16 protein-coding genes and 1 tRNA gene are annotated in these 21,004 nt (G+C 47.4%); 12 read left to right on the top strand and 5 right to left on the bottom strand.

Annotation, left to right across the window (positions count from 1 at the left end; genetic code table 11):
• Window positions 1–87 precede the first annotated feature (87 nt).
• Both F459_RS0119675 and F459_RS0119665 read left to right on the top strand, forming a co-directional pair.
• Window positions 88–1,671, top strand: a complete 1,584-nt coding sequence (locus tag F459_RS0119675; RefSeq protein WP_020614414.1) for a glucose-6-phosphate isomerase — start codon at window positions 88–90, stop codon at window positions 1,669–1,671.
• Window positions 1,672–2,164: 493 nt separating this feature from the next.
• Window positions 2,165–4,333 carry a methyl-accepting chemotaxis protein gene (locus F459_RS0119665; protein WP_020614412.1) on the top strand — a complete coding sequence of 723 codons (2,169 nt, stop codon included), beginning with the start codon at window positions 2,165–2,167 and terminating at the stop codon, window positions 4,331–4,333.
• An 81-nt stretch (window positions 4,334–4,414) separates the two neighbouring features.
• Here F459_RS0119665 and F459_RS0119660 read toward each other — a convergent pair whose 3' ends face one another.
• Window positions 4,415–5,785: an ATP-dependent 6-phosphofructokinase gene (locus F459_RS0119660; RefSeq protein ID WP_020614411.1), complete on the bottom strand. Its 1,371-nt coding sequence runs from the start codon at window positions 5,783–5,785 to the stop codon at window positions 4,415–4,417.
• Between the two features lie 287 nt (window positions 5,786–6,072).
• Between F459_RS0119660 and F459_RS0119655 the strand changes: the two genes are divergently transcribed.
• The 5 genes from F459_RS0119655 to F459_RS0119635 all read left to right on the top strand — a co-directional run bounded on the left by F459_RS0119655 (window position 6,073) and on the right by F459_RS0119635 (window position 11,605).
• A complete protein-coding gene (locus F459_RS0119655) occupies window positions 6,073–8,577 on the top strand; it encodes an EAL domain-containing protein (RefSeq protein ID WP_020614410.1) in 2,505 nt (834 codons plus the stop codon).
• Between the two features lie 74 nt (window positions 8,578–8,651).
• Window positions 8,652–9,821 (top strand): M20/M25/M40 family metallo-hydrolase, encoded by a 1,170-nt coding sequence (locus tag F459_RS0119650; RefSeq protein ID WP_020614409.1) that lies wholly within the window; start codon window positions 8,652–8,654, stop codon window positions 9,819–9,821.
• Window positions 9,811–10,797, top strand: coding sequence for a glucosyl-3-phosphoglycerate synthase (locus F459_RS0119645; protein ID WP_020614408.1), 987 nt, complete (start codon window positions 9,811–9,813; stop codon window positions 10,795–10,797). The genes F459_RS0119650 and F459_RS0119645 overlap by 11 nt, the downstream gene beginning before the upstream one ends.
• Complete coding sequence (locus tag F459_RS0119640) at window positions 10,794–11,147, top strand: lipopolysaccharide assembly protein LapA domain-containing protein (protein WP_020614407.1); 354 nt, start codon at window positions 10,794–10,796, stop codon at window positions 11,145–11,147. The genes F459_RS0119645 and F459_RS0119640 overlap by 4 nt, the downstream gene beginning before the upstream one ends.
• An 11-nt stretch (window positions 11,148–11,158) precedes the next feature.
• Window positions 11,159–11,605, top strand: a complete 447-nt coding sequence (locus F459_RS0119635; protein WP_020614406.1) for a divergent PAP2 family protein — start codon at window positions 11,159–11,161, stop codon at window positions 11,603–11,605.
• Window positions 11,606–11,624: 19 nt separating this feature from the next.
• Here the strand turns inward: F459_RS0119635 and F459_RS0119630 are convergent, their stop codons facing one another.
• From F459_RS0119630 to F459_RS0119615, 4 genes are read right to left on the bottom strand one after another with little or no spacing between them, the layout of a single operon-like run.
• On the bottom strand, window positions 11,625–13,904 hold the full coding sequence (locus F459_RS0119630; RefSeq protein WP_020614405.1) for an MFS transporter: 2,280 nt from the start codon (window positions 13,902–13,904) through the stop codon (window positions 11,625–11,627).
• Window positions 13,905–13,947: 43 nt separating this feature from the next.
• The gene (speA, locus tag F459_RS0119625; RefSeq protein ID WP_020614404.1) at window positions 13,948–15,867 is read right to left on the bottom strand and encodes a biosynthetic arginine decarboxylase; all 1,920 of its coding nucleotides are present in this window, start codon (window positions 15,865–15,867) and stop codon (window positions 13,948–13,950) included.
• Between the two features lie 34 nt (window positions 15,868–15,901).
• Window positions 15,902–16,243, bottom strand: a complete 342-nt coding sequence (locus F459_RS0119620) for an MGMT family protein (RefSeq protein ID WP_020614403.1) — start codon at window positions 16,241–16,243, stop codon at window positions 15,902–15,904.
• A complete protein-coding gene (locus tag F459_RS0119615; RefSeq protein WP_020614402.1) occupies window positions 16,240–17,373 on the bottom strand; it encodes an aldo/keto reductase in 1,134 nt (377 codons plus the stop codon). The genes F459_RS0119620 and F459_RS0119615 overlap by 4 nt, the downstream gene beginning before the upstream one ends.
• Window positions 17,374–17,574: 201 nt before the next feature.
• On the opposite strand from F459_RS0119615, the gene F459_RS0119610 reads away from it, so the two are divergent.
• The 5 genes from F459_RS0119610 to F459_RS0119595 all read left to right on the top strand — a co-directional run bounded on the left by F459_RS0119610 (window position 17,575) and on the right by F459_RS0119595 (window position 20,728).
• A tRNA-Pro gene (locus F459_RS0119610) sits at window positions 17,575–17,648 on the top strand.
• A 189-nt stretch (window positions 17,649–17,837) separates the two neighbouring features.
• Window positions 17,838–18,569, top strand: a complete 732-nt coding sequence (locus F459_RS0119605; protein WP_020614401.1) for a putative ABC transporter permease — start codon at window positions 17,838–17,840, stop codon at window positions 18,567–18,569.
• A 173-nt stretch (window positions 18,570–18,742) separates the two neighbouring features.
• Window positions 18,743–19,438 carry a LacI family DNA-binding transcriptional regulator gene (locus F459_RS23060; RefSeq protein ID WP_020614400.1) on the top strand — a complete coding sequence of 232 codons (696 nt, stop codon included), beginning with the start codon at window positions 18,743–18,745 and terminating at the stop codon, window positions 19,436–19,438.
• Window positions 19,435–19,680 carry a substrate-binding domain-containing protein gene (locus F459_RS23740; protein ID WP_020614399.1) on the top strand — a complete coding sequence of 82 codons (246 nt, stop codon included), beginning with the start codon at window positions 19,435–19,437 and terminating at the stop codon, window positions 19,678–19,680. Before F459_RS23060 ends, F459_RS23740 begins: the two co-directional genes overlap by 4 nt.
• Window positions 19,681–19,954: 274 nt before the next feature.
• The gene (locus F459_RS0119595) at window positions 19,955–20,728 is read left to right on the top strand and encodes a FadR/GntR family transcriptional regulator (protein ID WP_020614398.1); all 774 of its coding nucleotides are present in this window, start codon (window positions 19,955–19,957) and stop codon (window positions 20,726–20,728) included.
• The last annotated feature ends 276 nt before the right edge of the window (window positions 20,729–21,004 follow it).

The raw sequence follows: 21,004 nt of genomic DNA, 5'->3' as shown, positions 1-21,004 counted from the left end.
GGCCGTCGATTCCTCATATGGATCGGCGGCCTTTTTTCTTACATAGTCGCGCTTGACAATACGTCCGGGAAGCAACATCCTGTTCCCATGGAGAAAACAAACATATCATATATTGACCTCGATCAGGCAAAGGCTTTCAAAGCCCTTGAAACACTTTCGCCTCTTTCTCTGGAAAAGCTGCTTACCACTTCCGCAATCGACGAGAAAACAGCCGCCTCGGGGGCTGGTCTCAGCTACAATTATGCAGCCATGCCAGTCGGAGAGAAGCAGCTCGAACTGCTCGAACAACTGACCAAAGAGATGCAGCTCATCGAAAAATTCCGCCTTCTTGCCTGCGGCGGGGTGATGAATACCGGCGAAAGGCGTAAGGTGCTCCATCACCTTTGCAGGGGAGAACTGGCCGGCACGGTGATTGCTGAAGACGGCCAGGACATTGGAGCCTTTTATCGCGAACAGCAGAGACGATTTTCCGACTTTGCCGGCAAGGTGCACGCCGGGGAGATCACCGGCTCCACGGGAAAGGCTTTTACCACGGTGCTCCAGATCGGCATCGGAGGCTCTGACCTCGGCCCGCGTGCCCTCTACCTCGCCCTGGAGGGAGCCGTGGAAGCCAAAATGAAGGGGTTGTTCATCAGCAATGTCGATCCCGACGACGCTGCGGCCGTGCTTTCGGGCATCGACCCCGAACGTACCCTCTTCATTCTGGTTTCCAAGAGCGGGACCACCCAGGAGACCCTTACGAACCGGGATCTGGTACTTTCATGGCTGGAATCAAAGGGAATTCCCGGTCTGAAACCTGGAAAGCAGATGGTGGCCGTTACCAGCGCAACCAGTCCCCTTGCAGGCTCCGATACGCTTCTGGATAGTTTTTATATCGATGATTTCATCGGAGGACGCTACTCTTCAACCAGCGCCGTCGGAGGAGTCATCCTTTCCCTCGCCTTTGGTTCCGAAGTCTTTGATAGACTGCTCAAAGGGGCGGCTGAAACCGATGCAATCGCTCTAAACGCCCCATTTCGGGAAAATGCGCCCCTTCTGGACGCAGCAATCGGCCTCTATCTTAGAAACATCCTTCACTATCCGGTTACCGCAGTGCTTCCTTACAGTCAGGCCCTTAGCCGATTTCCTGCCCATCTTCAGCAGTTGGATATGGAAAGTAACGGTAAAAGGGTGAATCGAGACGGGAAATCGCTGGGCTACTCCACCGGACCTGTGGTTTTCGGAGAACCGGGAACCAACGGACAACACAGCTTCTACCAGCTTCTTCATCAGGGAACCGACATAATTCCTCTCCAGTTTATCGGATTCAAAAAAAGTCAGCGTGGAGAGGACCGAAACGACGAGGCGGGAATCAGCAGCCAAAGGAAATTGAACGCGAACCTCGCCGCACAAATCATCGCCTTCGCAAAGGGCAAAGAAGATGAGAATCCGAACAAAAGCTTTCCGGGAGGACGCCCCTCAAGCCTGTTGGTCGGCGACCGCTTGTCTCCCGAAGTGTTAGGAGCTCTGTTGGCCCACTTTGAAAACAAGGTCATGTTTCAGGGCTTCCTCTGGAATATCAACTCTTTCGACCAGGAAGGGGTCCAGTTGGGTAAGATTCTAACGAAAAAGCTCCTTTCGGGAGAAACAAAAGACCAGGAACTCTTGGCCTTCGACACACTACTTCGCTAAACATAACGAAAACCACGTATGATAGCTCATCTTTGTAATAGGTGACGGACAAAAAAACCCCCCAGGGAAAAGGAGGTACAAAACCCTGGGGGGAACATCTAAAAGGAGGTCGATGAAAAAAGATTTCATGCTCTCTGCAATAAAGCAAACCATTCTGGCTGGAAATGGTTACAAGCTTTATCACAAAAAAGCCATTTCGATCTCCGGTTCTATGAACCATTGATCACATCAATTTTCTCCAGTAACGTAATCAAACAAATCGGAATGGTCAAGTCTTTTTCGCACTTTTTTTCACAATTTTAAAGAAAAAAAATGATGGTTTCCTAAATTTCTCAAAAATCATACAAATTTGTAGGTAGCGCTCGAAATCATGAAAAGAGAAGGCTAAAAGCGACCTTTTCCAAGTTAAACATGGACATCCCTCCCTGCCGGTTGACCATAGATGATTACGTCGATTATCATTAGATGTAATTTTCTTCCCAAGGAGCCTTCGATGGCACATACGTCGTTTCCTACACTGCGTTCCAGTGAACGTTTTCAGGCATTCAGGGTGAGAATCCTCATAAACATCACACTCGTTATCTTTGTCAGTGTATTTGCAACCCAACTCTTAAAGATGGTGGTAGAGGGAATGACCTATGGGGTCAACGCCTTTTCGATCATCGTGGAGAGGATCGGTACACTTATGTTGTTCACCGTTCTTCCCCAGATTCTTGTTCTTGATTTACTGCTCTTTTTCTATCTCAAGCCCCTTCATAAAACAGTGCTCAACAAATTCAAGGGAGAGCACGTTGATAGCGACGAGCAGCAGCGCGCCAGGAAAATTCTCTCCCGCCTTCCCCGTATTGTGCTCCTTGCAAATATTTTCTGCATGCAATTGGGATCAATTCATGAGATTGCGAAACAGCATCTTTCTTCAACGGAAATACTATTTCTTGTTCTTGAAAATCTGGCCAGCGGCGGTGTGTTCGGAATGCTGCAGAATAGTTTCAACACCATCATTCTTCAACGCCCCAGGGAGATACTTGGATTTCATTCGGTGGAAAAGGGAACCAGAGAGCAAAGTTTGATTCTTAGGCAAACACTGGTAGTGGTTTTTCTGGCCTCTTTTCTCATGTTAACCTTCATTGATGTCGGTAGTACGGTGATACAAGGCAGCTCACAATTTACCGATCTTATTGAAAAGGTCGTTAAAGGCGACATTGATCTGAATGAAGCGAGAACAGAGTACAAAAATGGCGTCTCGGCCAAACTGAATGTGCCGGCGGACCGCATTGATTTTCCTTTGGACAATGCACAGACGGAGCGACTCAATCCCGAAAAGATTTTCCAGATTGTATTTATTACCATGCTGATCATCGCCTTTCTCATTCAGTTTATTGCTTCCCGGGCCCAAACCCGGCAACTAAAAAGCCTGTCGCGTAAGCTTGAAGAATTGTCAACCGGAAACGCAGATCTAACGAGACGAATTACCATCACGCAATTCGATGAGATAGGGGATGTGGCTGATCGTCTCAATGTTTTTCTCGAAAAGCTTCGCTTGATGCTCAAAGATATCGTACAGGCAAGTTTGGAAGTTAACGACTCGAGTAAGACCCTTGAAGAAGTGCTTCAGAACACCGTCAGCGCAACCAATGAAATGGCTGCGGCTGTTAAGCAGGTAAGCGTCAATGCGACTCGTCAGTCCTCGGTTGTAAACGATACAAAGCTGAGTCTCGAGGGCATGCTCGGCAGCCTTGATACCATTAGTGAAAACGTCAATACCCAGGCAAGCTTTGTCGAGCAAACCTCAAGTGCCATGAACGAAATAGCCGCCAGCATAAAATCCGTCAGCCAGGCCACAGGCAGGGCCAACGACCTTGCAGATACCCTCATGCAGGTTGCCGACGAGGGACGATCGGCAGTGGATAACTCTGTGCAGGCTGTAAAAGAGGTAGAGGTCTCTTCAGAAGAGGTAAACAATATTGTCGGGGTTATTACCAAAATAGCGGCACAGACCAATATGCTGGCGATGAACGCAGCCATCGAGGCGGCACATGCAGGTGATGCAGGTAAGGGCTTTGCGGTTGTTGCCGAAGAGGTTCGTTCTCTTGCCGAAAACAGCTCTACGAGTGCAAAGAAGATCACCTCGCTGATCAACGAAATGGTCGAACGGGTCAATAAGGGGGTTACACTCTCCGAACAAGCCGGCGTTTCGCTCCAAAGAGTAACGGCAGACATCAACAAAACCACGAATCTGATAAATGAGATTGCTGCTGCAATGGATGAGCAGAACTCAGGAGCCGAGGAAATTCTTGAGGCGATCAACTCCTTGGTCGATGCAACGAGTCAAATTAGATCAATCGCCCATGAGCAAAAAGAAAAAAATCGCATTATCAGATCTTCAATATCAACCTTGGTCCAGATTTTCTCCGAAATTCAGCAGGCGACTATGGATCAGGCGGAGGGCAACGAAAATATCGTTGAGGAAGTTTCCCACCTAAAGGAAGTCGCCACCCAAAACAGAGAAGTAGTAACAATGCTGTCGAGCCTGCTCTCCGGCTTTGTGTTGGATACGGAGAAAGAAAAGGGAAAAAGTAAGCAGATAGAGAAAAAAGAGACGCAAAGGGAAGTTGCCGAAACGGAAACCGGCATTCGGCATGCCGATATGATAAACCGATAAAAGGGTAAAGACATAAAAAAACTTCCGATCAGACGGTCGGAAGTTTTTTTATCTTCGAATGGAGATGGGGAATCAATATCGTTACTTCTTCCCTTCCTGCTTCATACCCTTTTCATGTGTTTTTTCGCCCTTGTCACACATATTAACCGGCTGCCGAGTATTTTCAACCACATCACGCCACAGACTTCCTTCGGTATTGACGTGTTTACGCTTAGAAACCGCAACCCGCATGGGAAGATGGACAAAAGTATTGTTCACCATGCTCATCAACGTTTTCGTCTTACCGGCCATGGCCGCATGGACCGCGTGGGCGCCCAGCCTGCTGCAGTAAATCGAATCGTTGGGGTTTGCCGGAGAACTCCGAATAATGTAACTGGGATCGATATACTTAATATTTACTTCCATGTCGATGGATTTAAAGTATGCTTTGATTTTTTCCTTCAAAAACACCCCGATATCGGCAAGACGCTTATTACCGGAGAGATCTGTCTCTCCCGTTTCCGAAACAAGCTCCTGCCCGGCTCCCTCTGCAACCAAAATGACCGCATGATTTCGATCAAGCAGGCGTTTTCGCAGGCTTTCCAATAGGCCGTTCGGACCATCCAGATCAAAGGGACTCTCGGGAATAAGGCAAAAATTAACATCACTCATGGCAAGCGCGGCATAGGCTGCAATAAACCCACTTTCCCGCCCCATCACTTTTACCAAGCCGATACCATTGATGGTATCATGTGCTTCGACATGGGCACCTCGAACAACATCGACAGCCTTTTCCACCGCTGTTTCAAACCCGAAAGAACGCTGAATAAAGGAGAGGTCATTATCGATAGTCTTCGGAATGCCAATCACGGAAACCCGCAGAGCTCGCCGTTCCAATTCTTCGGCAATCTCAAGTGCCCCCCGTTGGGTACCGTCGCCTCCAATAGTAAAAAGCATATTAATATTCAGGCGTTCGATTGCATCGGCAATTTCCCCGACCCTGTCTCCACCACCCCGGGCCGAGCCAAGAACGGTACCGCCTCGGGCCTGAATATCATCGACATACTCGGGATCGAGCTCCAGGGTACTGAAATTACTTTCGGAAAGAAAACCGCGATACCCGTTTTTGATGCCGGTAATACGCTTTATACCATAGCTGTACCAAAGGCACCGGACGATGGCCCTGACCACATTGTTCAAGCCGGGGCATAAACCTCCACAGGTGACAACAGCGGCATGGACATGTGCAGGATTAAAGTAAACCTTCTCCCGCGGTCCTGCACGCTCCAGAAGCTCTTCGGTCTTAAAAGGCCCCCTGGTGTCACCGGCGGCCGCATCAATCTCAAAGAGGATCCGCTCGGAATCACTGACATAGTTGGCAATGGAATCACCTTTGACCGTCGACATTTTAATCGGCGACTGTATATTGGGTTCACCAAGCGAGGGAACGGAAAAATCAAAATTATCTGGCATTGGAACCTCCTGCCTGCACTCCAAGTTGCTGATAAAATAATAGTAAACCCGCTCTATCCTTGCAAGGAGGAGGGGCGGCTTTCTCTTCGATACTTTTTTAGCGTTTAAAGCGGGGACAGGAGAATGCCGATAAAAAGAAGGTAGTGTCCGGAATCCTGGTGATGACGCTATCCCGATAGTCGGGATAGCACCACTATTCGGAACACTAGGTAAACGCTCAAAGTAGATACTATTGTATATGTAAGAGTTTTTATCTTGAATAGTTTCTCAGGGGTTGATACGTAACCATGATAGTACTTATTTCCGGGTGGTCTCTTATAACCTTTGTGTCATTGCTTATTGTTGTCGTACTCACTTCCGGGATTTACTTTCAACGAGAAAGCAGCCTCCTGGGAAACATGATCTTCATGCCGGGAGCCGTTGCTTCGTTCTGGATGCTTTTTGAAGCCCTCACCCTCTTATCGTCACACCGAAGTGAGGCAATCTTCTGGGCCACCGGTTGGTTCCTGGGTTTTCTCCTCTACCAGCCAGCTCTTCTTTTTTACTTTGCAAGCTTCGATGAAGATCGCCCAACGAAGCAAAGACGGATTACCGCCGTTGTTGATTTATTCTTTGTGATAGCAGGGATCACCTACTTCATCTTTATGGTGAGGACAACCACGCTTAAAGCTACGGAAAACAGTCTGACAATCACTCCCGCCGGCTTTCTCCCAAAGCCTAATTACCATTTTTCCTGGTATATTCTCTATTTTGTCCTTCGTATAACCGTACAACTGCGTAAAATGGGTAAGCAACTATTCGCCAACGTAAGTAGTGCCCAATGGCGCAGAATTCTCTGGTTTCCCCTTACGGTAGCCTGCATGGCTCTCCTTTTAACGGATTATCTTTCAATGTGTGGTTTGCCGCTGCTTCCCATTGGACAGGTCGCTTCGGCCGCTTTTTTCTTTCTCCTCTTTGCGGGAGTACGATACCGTTTTTTCTTTCGGCCGTCGGCACGTTTTGCTGCCGATGAAATTCTTCAGACCATGCCAGATCCCTTGCTTGTTTGTGATACGGAAGGCCACATTCAGGTAATCAATAATGCATTTTGTGAGGTTTTCGATTATCGTCCGGAAGAAATTATAGGGAAGAACCTTTTTTTCACCGAAAACCGCGAAAATAGAAGGGTCGTGCTCGAAGCGGTACGGGAGGAGCAGATAAACGGCTTGGAACGCATCCTCTATGACCGTAATGGAAATCCTGTTCACACAAGCCTTTCTCTTTCATGGCTCCACGATCGGGACAAGGCCAGGGCGGGGGCTATCGTTGCCGTTCAGGACATCAGAAACTATCATCATGCATTGGACAGACTTGAAGATCTCTATCGCAGGACGGAGGCAATGGTGCAGGAACGGACAAAAGAGCTTCAGGAGACAAATCTCGCTTTGAAAAGTGAAATTGCTTCCAGACGCCAGGCCCAGGAACGGCTTCACCACGCAGCCTATCATGACAGCCTGACGGGATTGCCGAATAGGGAGATGTTTACAGAGCGTTTACAGCTGGTTTTCAGCAAGTATATGCACAGGAACGGTGCCGCTTTCGCCCTTTTATACATCGACCTTGATCGCTTTAAGATGATTAATGATTCGCTGGGGCACCTTTCGGGAGATATGGTGCTCCAGGAAACCGCAGTTCGCCTGGGAAATTGCCTCAGGGATGTCGATACCATCGGAAGAATGGGAGGAGATGAATTTGTCGTCCTGATGGAAGACATTGGAGAAAGTCGAGCGGTGATCGCAGCGGCTGAGCGTATCATCGAAAGCATGAAAACCCCCTTTTGTATTTGTATCGAAAATCGCGTACACGAGATCAGCACCAGTGCCAGCGTCGGCATTACCATTGCCAATCCACGATATATCAACGCCGAGGAGATGTTGCGGGACGCCGATCTTGCCCTTTACCGGGCAAAAGAGCTGGGAAAGAACTGCTACGAAATCTTCAATGAGGATATTCAGGCAGGGGCCCTGGCACATATGGATATAGAACGGGGGCTTAGAAATGCCCTGCAACATGATGAATTCGAGCTCCACTATCAACCAATCATTAACCTTGCCACAAAAAGCCTTGCAGGTTTTGAGGCCTTGATTCGCTGGCATCATCCGGAAAAAGGGCTTTTGCCTCCCGCGTCTTTCATTCCCGTAGCAGAAGAGAGCGATCTTATCGTCGAAATCGATAGGTGGGTACTTCAAAGATCATGCAGCGAATTTTCACAATGGCACAAGTCCCTCTCCTCCTTTCAAAACCTTCCATCGGTGAGTATCAACATCTCTGCCCGCCACCTTGCCGCCGGCAGAAAACTCATTGAGGATATAAAAGAGACCCTTAAGCAAAGCGGGCTATCTCCTGAAACGCTGATCATAGAGATAACCGAAAGCGCAATCATCAAAAGTATGGATACGGCAAAAACGATCTTGAATCAGATAAAAGGTCTGGGGGTCGGGTTACATTTGGACGATTTTGGAGAGGGTTATTCCTCGGTAAACCTCCTCAGGAATGTGCCTTTCGATGCCATGAAAATCGATCGCGCTTATGTCACGGGCATGAAAAGGGAAAATCCGGGGAGCAGACTTCTGAGAACCATCGTTGAACTGGGCCATTCCATGGATAAATCGGTCATAGCAGAGGGGATAGAGGACCCAGGAGAGGCAACACTGTTGGAATCCTTCCACTGTGAGCATGGACAAGGTTTTCTGTTCAGTAAGCCGATAAAAAGCGAAGATATCGGCAGCTATATGGAGCAATTTCTGATATAGCTGCTGCACTCCTTCCTTAATGGTAATGGTTGCAAGAGCAGCTCCTCTCGCGTACACTATGGAAGGAGATACCTATGGAAAAACAGATAAATAATCTCATTGAAGGCCTTTCGGAGTATCCGGTCAAGCTAAGGTCTTTGCGGGATATCGTCCTTGCGAACCTCGTGATGTTGGGAGAAATTCCGGCTCCGACCTTCCGGGAACAGGCACGAATGGACTACTTCGTTCACCGCCTCACCGAAAATCAGCTCCTCAATTGTTCGACCGATGAGGTAGGAAATGGTTTGGGCATTCTCCCGGGAGAAAACGGTGATCGAAATATCCTCATAGTCGCTCATCTTGATACGGTCTTCGACGAGAAGATCGATCATACAATTTCCATTCATCCCAATCGTGTCGTGGGACCGGCTGTCGGCGACAATGCACTGGGTGTCGCAACATTAGTCTCCCTCCCCTCCCTTATGGAGGAGCTCGACATCAAGCTCAGCAGTAATTTAATTCTGATGGGATCGGCCAGAAGTCTCGGCCGAGGCAATATCGAGGGATTACGCTTTTTCCTCGACAATACCGATATGCCGATTTCGGCGGGGGTGTGTGTGGAAGGAGTAAAGCTTGGGCGGATAAGCTATTCTTCCATCGGTATGGTCCGCTGCGAGATTGCCTTTCGCGTTCCTGAAGAGTACGACTGGACCCGCTTCGGTGCTGTTGGTTCGATCGTAACGGTAAATGAACTGATAGACAGGATTCTCGAGATTCCTCTTCCCAAACGGCCGAAGACAAGTATCGTTCTCGGTTCCATCAACAGCGGAAGGGGATTTAATACCATTGCAACCGATGCGGTATTGCGCCTGGAAATCAGGAGCGAATCGGGAGAGATGGTTCAGCAACTCAAAACCCAAATCCAGAATATTGCCGAAGAGGTATCAAGCCACAACGGCTCCGAAGTGAATATCCATTTTCTCGGGCAAAGAAAGCCCGGCGGTATCTCCTTCTCCCATCCTCTTGCCGAAAATGCCAGGCTCATCATGAACAGTCTGGGAATCACCCCCAGAATAAGCCCCAGCACATCGGAATTGTCGGCCTTTATCGATAAAAACATTCCGGCGGTCACCCTCGGGATCACCGACGGAGAGAACCTAAATAAACGAAATGAGTCCATCGAAATCGAACCAATCTATACTGGGATAGCCCAGCTCCTCGGCTTGATTCTAGCCATCGACAGGGGGTACTGTAATGAATCTTAACAACTGGATCAGAAAGAATACCTATCACCATACCGATTTTTCCGACCTGTCAGCACTGGTCGCAGAGAAGCAGCGCCGGGAGCTCACCATTTCGTTGTGTATCCCAACCCTGAACGAGGAAAAAACCATTGGCAAAGAGGTCGTCCTTTTCCGATCGGAGCTGATGAATCACTACCCGCTCATCGACGAAATTGCAATCATCGATTCGGGGTCTACGGACAAAACCATCGAGGTGGCAAAATCCTTTGGAGCCGACACCTACCTTGCTTCCGATATTCTGCCTCGTCTTGAGCCAAAGCGGGGCAAGGGGGAAAACCTTTGGAAGGCGATCTACCAGCTTCGAGGAGATATCATTGTGTATATCGATGCCGATATCAAGAATATACATCCACGTTTTGCTTACGGTTTGATAGGCCCCCTTGTTTATCGGCCCGAAGTCCAGTATGTAAAGGCCTTCTACGACAGACCTCTGGCCTTTAGCCAGGGGGTTCGTCCTTCAGGAGGGGGAAGAGTGACCGAGATTCTTGTACGGCCACTTTTCAGCCTCTTTTTTCCTGAATTATCGGCAATTATACAGCCCTTGTCGGGCGAATATGCCGTGAGGCGAGCGGTCCTTGAGCAGATTCCGTTTCCCATCGGCTACGGAGTTGAAACCAGCCACCTCATCGATATCTATCAGCTTTTGGGAATGGAGGCCTTTGCACAAACAGACCTCGACCAACGGGTCCATCGGAATCAGGATACCAGGAGCCTTGGGAAAATGTCGTTTGGTATCCTGCAAACCTTCTTTAATAGACTTCAGAGCTTGAATATCATCGGTGACGACCTTGAGCTTGAAACGGTGCTCAGACAGTTTCAGGTTAAAGAGGATCAATTCGAATCGATCGAGTTCAACATCATCGAAGAAGAACGGCCCCCGATGCAAGGCATCGAGGAGTATGCAGCAAAAATGAAGAAAAGGGGCGAAAAAAGATGATTTCTCTGATCATAGATATCTTGTTACTCATCGTTTTAGCCGTTTTTGTGGCTCTCAATGTCCCATATACCACCGATGTCAATCTTTTCGGACATGTCACACAAGGGGTTTCCTCTGTCGCGGTCATCCTCATCAGCATTGTTGTGGGAGTACTATTCTCTTTTTTCTTTTATCTCGGCGAGAGTATGAGGAAATCGAGAAAGACAAAGGAGAAGCGTCGCTTGAAGGAATTAAAAGAAAAAGAGAAATTAATTGCGAAAGTTCCTCAACGTGATGAAAGTAAGGCAGACGACCAAAAACAGATACAAAAGCAGCCCCGGCTGTTTGACCGTTTCGGCAAAAGGGGATAACAATAGTCGCAATGGAAGCACTTCTTCAAAATAGAATTTTATGGCTTACCCTTGCCGTCACCATGACGGCACAGGCTCTGAAAGTCCTTATAGAATTGTTGATAGAGAAAAAGCTCGATCTCAGGCGAATGGGAGAAACCGGGGGGATGCCATCGAGCCATTCCGCTGCTGTCTCCTGTCTTGCGGTCTCCATGGGTTTGACCAAGGGCTTTGGAAGCCCCTTTTTTACCATCTCTGCGGTTCTTGCCGTTGTGGTAATCTACGATTCGACAGGCATTAGGCAGGCGGCAGGAAAGCACGCGGAAATCATCAACGAAATGAGCAACGAGCTGGCGGACCTTATCGAACACGGCTATCAACCCCAAAAGCTGAAAACCCTTCTTGGACATACCTACCCGCAGGCGGTCGCAGGAATCGCTCTTGGTATAGTGGCAGCGCTTATGTTCGCGCGGCAGTAAAATGAAAGAGTGATATTATTCACAGATCGATAGGATCATCCTTTCGTCGATAGAGTCGCTTGCCATGTTTTCGTGAGCGCTTTTTATGGTCGCTTCCGCCGCCGAGCAGAAATCGAACCGACATCGCCGCAAGGAAAAAACGAAGCCGTTCAAAGCGCAGGAGCTCGGGATCGGAAGCAAGCTGTACCAAGAGTTCGGATTCAAGCCCATGAGGCAAAGGAAGCCTCTTGAAAACCGGGATCAGTGTTTCCGAAAAACGCTCCGGCTGTTTCAGGATAAGCGAGCAAGCCAGATGCAGATCGGCAAATTCATCCTTTTGTTCTTTTCCAAGCCCCGAATTGAAGCGATCGAGTAGCTCATCGACACCATCCATTCTTTTCGCCTGAAAAAGGGAGTAGAGGGGGTAAAACCAGCGTTCCATGGAAAGAAGAGCAGCCATGGAAAGGATGATCTCATCCCGCAAAAAGGAAGGAGGATCCTTTCGCTTCAGGAGCCCCGCCAAGGCGGGCAACGCTGCTATGTCGCCGAGCAGCTGAAGAGCGACTGCACCATGCATAATGACCATCGGGTTATGACTGCGCTCAAGGGTTCCTTCGATGAGAGACCGCTTATCGCTTCCGCCGATTCTGGCCAGGGCTATCATGGCATTCGCTTTCAGCAGATAATCGGGGGAGCGTAAAGCAGAGATAAGAACAGCTTCTCCGTCCTTCAGTCGCTTTCGGCCGATGATTCTTGCCGCAATATGTGCGGTCGTATAGGTTCGCTTTTTTACCTCCCGGATCAACACCTTGGTAATTTCCTGATTCACTGGCACGGCTTCCAAAGCCCTGAGGGCCCTTGCCCTTACATAGAACCGGGGACTTTTCAGTTTACCGAGTAACTCATCAACGGCAACGGGACTTCCGACCTCGGCAATATCGTCCAAAACCTTCATTTCCTGCTGGACATCTTCCGACCGGTCGAGCTTATCAAGAAGAACGACGGCCCGAAGGTCACGGGGACTGAAAATTATGGAAAGAGCGTTTCCCACCGTATAGCGTCCCGCATCCTTGATAAAAAGAGCCGTCGCCATCATTACCAGAAAGAAAAAAAGTAAAGCACCAAAATAGATTCGGTAAGCATCTACCGGGGTAAACGTCGGAAGGGCCAATAAACGGCCGAGCAGGGCTCCTCCTGTCAGGGCTCCGACAGCATTCCCCACTCCCATCATCATCTGATAGACAATCCCGAGGTTCAGATGTTCGGTTTTATCGGTAATGGCGTAAAAATAGTTTTTACTTGCGACCTGACCGCCGAGCTGCCCTGCATAGTAGAAAAAGAAAACGACGGCAAGGAGAAAAAAGATCATTCCTCCGTCGAGGTCCGGAGCAATTACCAATGGAACAAGCGAAACGGTAAAAAGCATGGTATAGAGCATATAAAGCGGTTTTGCTCCAATACGATCCAGGAGAAGTCGGGAAAGGAGCCCCATAGCGATGGCACCCAATCCTCCCACGACGGTAAGCAGCATCACCGTTTGATCACTTCTCAGGTACACCTCTTTTGCATAGACGATGATGAAGGGAACGGCCATGCCGGTGACAAGCGACAGGAGAAAAAAGTGGATAATGAAGCGACGAAAATCACTGCGCTTCAATGCCGTTCGAATGCCGACCCAAAAGCCATCGTCCTTTTCTCCGCCTGTTAGGACGGGATCAGGGAACTTGGTAATGATAGCACCAGCCAAAAGCCCGAGTGCTATGCCAAGCCCGATAAAGAAGGCATAACGCCATAACGGAGCACTTTTTCCTATGCTGAGGGCGACAATCAGCGAAAAAACAAGAGTCGCGGTCTGGTTGACAATCTGAAGACGGCTCAGAAACGAACCCATGGTTCGCTGCTCCGTCACCATCCCCAGAATGGGATTGAATCCGATGATCGCAATGCCACGAAAAATATGAAATCCTAAAAGCGCAAGGGCAATAAGAAGAAGGCCAATCTCTTTATGTCCTGCAGCGGCAAAAAAGGGAGCAAAAAGGACAGGAACAAGTAAAAGGCTGCGAAGTATCCAGAATCTGAACATCATCTTCCTTAGGCCCATGTGTCCAACCACCGCCCGACCTATCAGCATAAAGAAGAAGGCAATATATTGAAAAGAACTGACGAGGCCGACGAAAAAATTGTCAGCCCCCAGCCTGAGCGCAAGGAGAATAATCATCTGTCCGCTGATGAGAATGTAGGAAGCAGCGTTAGTACCTTCAAAGCAGGTCAGATATTTTCTGGCGTCACGTTTTTCGGAAGAAGCAAGCTCTTGTACCATTTTCTAAAAGTATTGCATGTTCCTCCGATAGCTTCAAGCGGGCTTATACTTCGTAATATGTATAGCCCTGCATGCCGTCGATGTAGGCCTTCATGATCTCTTTTCGGTCGTAAGGGGTGATCGATTTCTTGCGGACCGCATCTTCGGCAAGACGACGAAACCCCTCGATCAAACGCTTGGGATCATATTCTACATAGCTAAGCACATCCGAGACCGAATCACCTTCGACCTCACGGGTACAGGCAATTTCCCCCTCTTCGTCCAAGGCCACGCTCACAATGTTCGTGTCGCCAAAAAGGTTATGGAGATCGCCAAGGGTCTCCTGATAGGCCCCAACGAGAAAGGTTCCTATGACATATCGGGAATCAGGGGAAAAGCTGTGCAACGGCAGATACTCCTGCATACCGTAGAGATCAATGAAGTGATCGATCTTTCCGTCGCAGTCGCAGGTGATGTCGGCAAGGACCCCCCGGCGATCAGGTTCTTCATTGAGTCGATGAATCGGCATAATGGGAAAAAGCTGATCAATGGCCCAATTATCGGGAACGCTTTGAAAGAGGCTGAAATTGCCGTAATAGATATCAGCCAGCATCGATTCCACCTTCTGAAGCTCATCGGGGACAAAACGCATCTTTCTGCTCAACTGGACAATCCGGTCCAGGGCGAGCCAGAAAATTGAGTCACCGACACTTCTGTCCCTCAGGCTCGCATTGCCCACCATGAAAAGATTACGCAATTCATCACGATAATAGATGATATCATGGTAGCTCTCCTGAAGGTTCTTGATGCTGATCCCCTTATAGGCCTCAAGCATGTTTGTCAAAGCCTCCGGGGCCTCTTCCGGAATGGCATCGGGCAATGCTTTGTCGTGGAGGCTATTGACATCGAGAATATTGAAAAGCAGGACCGAATAGTAGGCAACGGTCGCCCTCCCCGATTCGGTAACGACCGTCGGATGGTCGACACCGGCCTCATCCATGACCATTTTGATGACATCCACAACATCGGAACAGTACTCATCAAGGCTGTAGTTTTTACTACTTACAAAGGTGGTTCGAGAACCGTCGTAATCGACCCCTAATCCGCCGCCGATATCCAGGTAGCCCATGGGAGCACCCTCATGTACCAAAGCGGTGTAATAGCGGCTTGCTTCATGAACAGCACTTCTGATGTCGCGAATATTGGGTATTTGACTTCCGAGGTGATAATGAAGCAGCCGCAGGGTGCCAAGCATATCCGCCCGGGATAGTTCCTCAACCGCGTCGACCAACTGGCCCGCGGTGAGGCCGAACACCGAATGATCACCGGCCGACTCAGCCCATTTTCCTCCGACCGTGGAGGAAAGCTTGACCCGCAGCCCCAAGGTCGGTTCAATCCCGAGTTTTTTCGAACGTCGGATAATGGTGGATATCTCCCCGGGCTGTTCAATCACGAGAATCACCTGGAGCCCCATTTTTACCCCGTAGAGGGCAAGGTCGACAAACTCTTCGTCTTTATACCCATTACAGATGATGGGGGTTTCAGGATCCCGAACCATTCCCAGGGCAATGAGAAGCTCCGGCTTACTGCCCGCCTCAAGGCCGTGATGATACGCTTGGCCGAAACGAACAACTTCTTCGATTACCTGTTGCTGCTGGTTCACCTTGATGGGGAAGACACCACGGTAGGTACCACGATACTCGTATTGCTTCATGGTTTTGGCAAATGATTCGTTGAGGATACGGATCCGCTCGCCCAGAATATCGGGAAAACGAAGGAGAACGGGCAAGCCATAGCCACGAGCCTCAATGCCGTCCACGATATCAAGCAGGCTGACACGCTTTTCACCACCGCCCCAGGGCAGTTTAACACGCACCTCTCCCTTTTCCGAGAGATCAAAGAATCCGTGACCCCAATTGTCGATTCCGTACATTTCGGCGGCATCAGCCGTCGACCAATTTCGTATTCCGTTCTTAAGATCCATGAAGCATGATAGTATCGAAATTTACGAAAATCGTCTATTGGGATACAGGCTGCCAAAGGCCGGGAACCGGGGCGTCAACACCAAATTGTAGGAAATCGACACGCCAGGAGCTTGAGACCTCCACCCCTTCTCCGGCCAGCAAGGCCGCCTGTTCTTCTCGCCCGCCCCCCTCCGGCAATCTAATCGTGCCATCGGCCCCGATCACCCGATACCAGGGCAGGTGCCTGGAGGATGAAGAAGAGTGAAGAAGACGAGCAACCTGACGAGCCGCTCCTGGAGGTCCTCCGGCCCAAAGAGCGACACCCGAATACGAGGCCACTGTGCCAACGGGTATCGAACGAATGGCATCGATAATCCGCTCACTAAACGGGGTCATCCCAGAACCTCCACTGCCTCCTGCATGAGATCCGCTATGGGCAGATGCTGGGGACAGGATCGCTCACATACCTTGCAGGATATGCAAAGCTGGGCTCCTTTTCCTTCCCTGATGGTTCTGTGATATAAATCGGCGGCGCCTTCCGGATTTCGAAACATACATGCTTCGTTGAGGTATCGAAGAATCTCGGGAATGGCTACCCCCTGTGCACAGGGCATACAATAGCGACACCCGGAACAAAGAGCCTTTTGCCGCTGTTCATAAAATCTGGATACGCGAATATAGCGCTCAAAATCCTCTTCCCCCAAGGAGCCGGTACGAACTGTCGAGGCTATACGGACATTTTCTTCGACTTCTTCCAGCGTCCGCATACCGCTGAGAACCACCTGGATCCTACTATCATCCCAGACATACCGCAGAGCCCATTCCGCAGGAGAATAGGCAGCTCCTTCGTTCCAGATCGCCATGATCTCCGGAGGAACCTGCCGTGTGATGCATCCTCCCCGCAGAGGTTCGCTGACAACGACACCAATATCCTTTGAAGCAGCAAGTTTCAGGCCCCGCAATCCAGCCTGATAATTGGTATCAAGAAAATTGTACTGAATCTGGCAAAAATCCCAGGGATAGCTTTCCAGAATTTCCCGAAAAAGGGGATATTCGTCGTGAAAGGAAAATCCGACCATCTTTGCGTGACCTCTCCCCTGGATCTCATCGAGAAAATCAAAGATCCCCAATTTGATTAGATGATTCCAAGTATGAGAATTCAACGAATGAAGCAAATAGTGATCAACATGGTCGGTACGGAGGCGCTCAAGCTGTTGCAGGAAAAAAGACATAGGATCTTCTTTTCTGCGGATAAGCCAGCTGGGTAGCTTCGTAGCTATGTTAACCCGATTGCGAGCCTTTCGCTCTTCCAGAAAACGCCCCAGAAAGGGTTCGCTTTCTCCGTCGTGGTAGGGCCAGGCAGTGTCAAAATAGTTGACACCCTTCTCAAGTGCATAATCAAGCATCTCTTCAGCCCGTTGCCTATCGATTCCGGAACCTTCGGTGAGCGTCGGAAACCGCATGCAGCCGAATCCCAAAATCGGATAGCGCTCATCGCCTGATGGAAAGTTTCTGTACTGCAACATTTCACCTCTTTTCGCATATATTATATATTCTATCAGATATCTGCCAGTTTTTGACTTTTTCTTACTGTTCCGAATATTGGTGGTATATCACTCGCTTTTCCTATGCTGTATATAGAAATAGGTATCACAAAAGGAGAATGAGGTGAAAAATGACGCTCCTTGACATAAAATCTGCCATGTGGTATTTTTGTCGCGCTATATCGGGCTGTAGCGCAGGGGTTTAGCGTACATGTCTGGGGGACATGGGGTCGGCGGTTCAAATCCGCCCAGCCCGAAATAATTATTTATCCCATAAAGAATTATTCTTTATGGGATTTTTTTTCGGGTTTATGTGACCACATGTGTGACCACAAGCTTATCCACCGATAACGTTTCGATGGCCACGTCCAGTGATCAAATCACTACACAGCAAGTGCATAAAATCCTATTATTTACTTTTCCCATTTCGAAGGATAAAGTAACCTATGGAATTGATAATAAAGATGACATTCTTATTTATGTGCGGAACAATTTTCGGTTGGTGTATAGAACTTTTGTGGCGAAGATATTTCGGTTTGGCCAAAAGATGGATAAACCCAGGTTTTCTTAACGGGCCATGGCTTCCTTTATATGGTTTTGGTACAATTGTTCTCTATTTCCTATCTTCTTTGAAGATAACCATTGTATGTCTGATTCCCATTTTTATCGTTTCGCTTACTGCACTTGAGTTTTTTACAGGACTCTTCTTTATAAATTTCTTTAAAATACGATTGTGGGATTACCGACAAAATAAACTAAACATAATGGGGCTTGTTTGTCCATTTTACACCCTTCTCTGGACTCTTATAGGAGTAGCTTTTTATTATCTTATCTATCCTATGCTAAAAGAAAATCTCATTTCTTTACTATTTCGTTATGATTTAGTCTTCTTTGTAGGAATCTTTTTTGGCGTTTTCAATGTTGATGTAGTTGTATCATTCAACCTTGCAAATCGAATTAAGATGTCTGTCATTGACAGCGGACAGAAGTGGCACGTAGAGTATGAGAAATTTAAAATTGAACTACGCGACCGCTTCGAACAAGGCATCAAGAACAGGACTCATTTCTTATTACCCTTTAATGGTGAAAGTGATTTATTGCTGAACAAAAGATTAAACGAACATAGAGAGAAGATTCTAAAACCAATAAAACGCATAAAAAGTAAGATTAGGAAGTAACGTATCGTTGCTATTCTGAACGAGAATTCGTGATATCGATTTTCATTTGATTTCTCTTGATATATTTTTGGCTGGGGTTATGGTGCCAGGTGTTACGTAACACCTTCATATTAAAGAAAGCACATCAGAGCCCCACTACTGTTTCTAATGTACTCCACGGACGTACTTCCAAAATGGTAGAAGGGACAAGAAAGAAAGTACAACAGGTCATAGAAGATGCGCATCATTCCACTAATATGGGAGCATTGATACTGGCGCATAAAAATTCTCAAATGATAGGAGTAATTCTGAATTATACGGAAAGAGACAACGAAAATGTACTTCAAGACCCCTTTGAGGGAATGATCATAGGTACTTTGGAAAAAGAAATACGTGTTAATAACTATTTTATGATGTTCTATGTATCAGAAAAAGCTGAAGAGGTTTTACGTCTGGCACAAAGCTGGAAAATTGATGGATTAGTCATAATAGGACTGCAGGCTGAAGGAAGTAAAGAATTAAAGAACAGGACTGATACCCCTATTGTTTTTATTGATAGTTACTTCAACGACGACAAAACGACTTACCATAATGTAGGGTTGAATGATTATTCTGGAGGTCGAAAAATGACGGAATATCTAATCCAATCAGGACACAGACATATCCTTTTTTTGGCTGATAATGTAACTCCCACGGGAGTTGACCTTATGAGATTGAAGGGTTTTCAGGCCGTGCGGGAGGAACAGGGAATCCCTTGGAAGGATGAATACTTTTTTCCTATATCTCGAAATCAATCAGAGCGTCACCTGCAATATCAGCATATTCTGGAAAACTTAGAAACGTGGACGGCCTTATTTTTGCATCCGACTATTATGCCGCTGATGCCGTGAAATTCTTAACCCAAAAGGGTGTTAAAATTCCTGAAGATATCTCTTTAGTCGGATTCGATGATAACCTATACGCCAAAATGACCAGTCCTGCATTGACCACCATGCGACAAGATGTTAGGGAAAAAGGACAATTAGCCATTCAGAAGTTGCTACGTTTGATAAAAAACAAAGAAATAACTGATTTGGACACCCGTCTGGAATCTGAGTTAATAATAAGAGACTCTGTGAAAAAAAGAAATTAAAATGATAAATACATTCTCTCGGAAAACCCGTTACCTTTGCAACTGTGTCGCCTCCGGCAATTGCCTCAAGGGTTCTTTCATTTCTGTGAAGCATTCTCCATACAGAAGATGTGTATCCTGATTGATCTAAGCAGGTATTTTTTGCTACATTGAAAACTGCTGATGCAATTCCTGAAAATTGACAAATAAACTGATAGAGTATAACATACATCTTATCAAATATGCTTCTTCAATACTGGTATTCAACAGAAGTGAAAAGGTCTCTTAACTATATATGGATAAAGTAAATAGTAAGTCTAGAATTAGTCGGGTCTCGGTTGTTGATCAAGTGTGCGATGCTATCAAACATGACATGTTTGATCATGTGTGGGAGACTGGTGACAAGTTACCATCAGAGAGTGAATTTGCACAATCATTCGGTGTTAATAGGCTTAGTGTACGCATGGCACTGCAAAAGCTCAGTACATTGGGTTTGATCGAGACACGAGTAGGCGAAGGATCGTTTGTTAAAGATTTCTCTTTGAAACCTATCTTACGTGAAATAGCGGCGGTCTATAGCGAAAAAGAACGTCGTAAGGATGTGGAACAACTTCGTAATCTTTTAGAAGGTGAATGCCAATCCTTGGCTATCATAAAAGCTACTGATGAAGAGAAGGCACATTTACGAGAGTTGCTTGACGAATACTATGAAAAATCAGCTGTTTTTTTTCAGGATATAGATAATCGTCAATATCTGGAGCAGTTAGTCGAAGCAGATTTTGCATTTCACTATGGGATTATTAAATTAAGTCACAATCGCCTGTATATAGACATCTATTACATGGTGCAGCAACTTATCAGAGACCATATCATGCAACTTATATCAACGCGAGCCCATCGTCGACGCGCAGCTGGATTAAACACCGTTCTTACTTCAGACACTCATGAGCAGATGTATGAAAGTATTGTTAACGGAAATGTGGAAGAGGCGAGAAGGTCTAGAGAACAAATTCTAGGTATCATTCCGATTCATGGGATGGATTATTTTGATGATCCTGATATTGGATAAGAACTTTTAAACAACTAACTTAATTCCTGTGATTCGTTGTCGCCACCGGAGGTAAATTGCAGGAAAACACCGGAGGTAAATTGCAGACTCCGGCTTGAAAAAAGGGCAGTACTGCCTTGTAATGGTTGTAGCCAAACAATCATGAAAACAAGGAGTACGCCCTACAATGCTGGAGTTACTGATGCATGAAGCACAGATGTTGAAACGACAGGGCAAGAAGATCAGAGAAATCGCTGAATCACTCGGGAAAAGTGAACGTATGGTTCACTACTATCT

The organism is Sediminispirochaeta bajacaliforniensis DSM 16054, assembly GCF_000378205.1.
Classification (GTDB): domain Bacteria; phylum Spirochaetota; class Spirochaetia; order DSM-16054; family Sediminispirochaetaceae; genus Sediminispirochaeta; species Sediminispirochaeta bajacaliforniensis.
The sequence above is the reverse complement of the archived record's forward strand: the minus strand, read 5'-3'. Positions and strand labels throughout refer to the sequence as shown.

What these genes read in the sequence shown, in the direction of transcription:
- speA (WP_020614404.1), bottom strand. Translation starts at nt 15,867, where the DNA reads ATGGATCTTAAGAACGGAATACGAAATTGGTCGACGGCTGATGCCGCC.
- F459_RS0119655 (WP_020614410.1), top strand. Translation starts at nt 6,073, where the DNA reads ATGATAGTACTTATTTCCGGGTGGTCTCTTATAACCTTTGTGTCATTG.
- F459_RS0119660 (WP_020614411.1), bottom strand. Translation starts at nt 5,785, where the DNA reads ATGCCAGATAATTTTGATTTTTCCGTTCCCTCGCTTGGTGAACCCAAT.
- F459_RS0119605 (WP_020614401.1), top strand. Translation starts at nt 17,838, where the DNA reads ATGGAATTGATAATAAAGATGACATTCTTATTTATGTGCGGAACAATT.
- F459_RS0119630 (WP_020614405.1), bottom strand. Translation starts at nt 13,904, where the DNA reads ATGGTACAAGAGCTTGCTTCTTCCGAAAAACGTGACGCCAGAAAATAT.
- F459_RS0119675 (WP_020614414.1), top strand. Translation starts at nt 88, where the DNA reads ATGGAGAAAACAAACATATCATATATTGACCTCGATCAGGCAAAGGCT.
- F459_RS0119665 (WP_020614412.1), top strand. Translation starts at nt 2,165, where the DNA reads ATGGCACATACGTCGTTTCCTACACTGCGTTCCAGTGAACGTTTTCAG.
- F459_RS0119640 (WP_020614407.1), top strand. Translation starts at nt 10,794, where the DNA reads ATGATTTCTCTGATCATAGATATCTTGTTACTCATCGTTTTAGCCGTT.
- F459_RS0119620 (WP_020614403.1), bottom strand. Translation starts at nt 16,243, where the DNA reads ATGACCCCGTTTAGTGAGCGGATTATCGATGCCATTCGTTCGATACCC.
- F459_RS0119650 (WP_020614409.1), top strand. Translation starts at nt 8,652, where the DNA reads ATGGAAAAACAGATAAATAATCTCATTGAAGGCCTTTCGGAGTATCCG.
- F459_RS0119595 (WP_020614398.1), top strand. Translation starts at nt 19,955, where the DNA reads ATGGATAAAGTAAATAGTAAGTCTAGAATTAGTCGGGTCTCGGTTGTT.
- F459_RS0119635 (WP_020614406.1), top strand. Translation starts at nt 11,159, where the DNA reads ATGGAAGCACTTCTTCAAAATAGAATTTTATGGCTTACCCTTGCCGTC.
- F459_RS0119645 (WP_020614408.1), top strand. Translation starts at nt 9,811, where the DNA reads ATGAATCTTAACAACTGGATCAGAAAGAATACCTATCACCATACCGAT.
- F459_RS23060 (WP_020614400.1), top strand. Translation starts at nt 18,743, where the DNA reads ATGGTAGAAGGGACAAGAAAGAAAGTACAACAGGTCATAGAAGATGCG.
- F459_RS0119615 (WP_020614402.1), bottom strand. Translation starts at nt 17,373, where the DNA reads ATGTTGCAGTACAGAAACTTTCCATCAGGCGATGAGCGCTATCCGATT.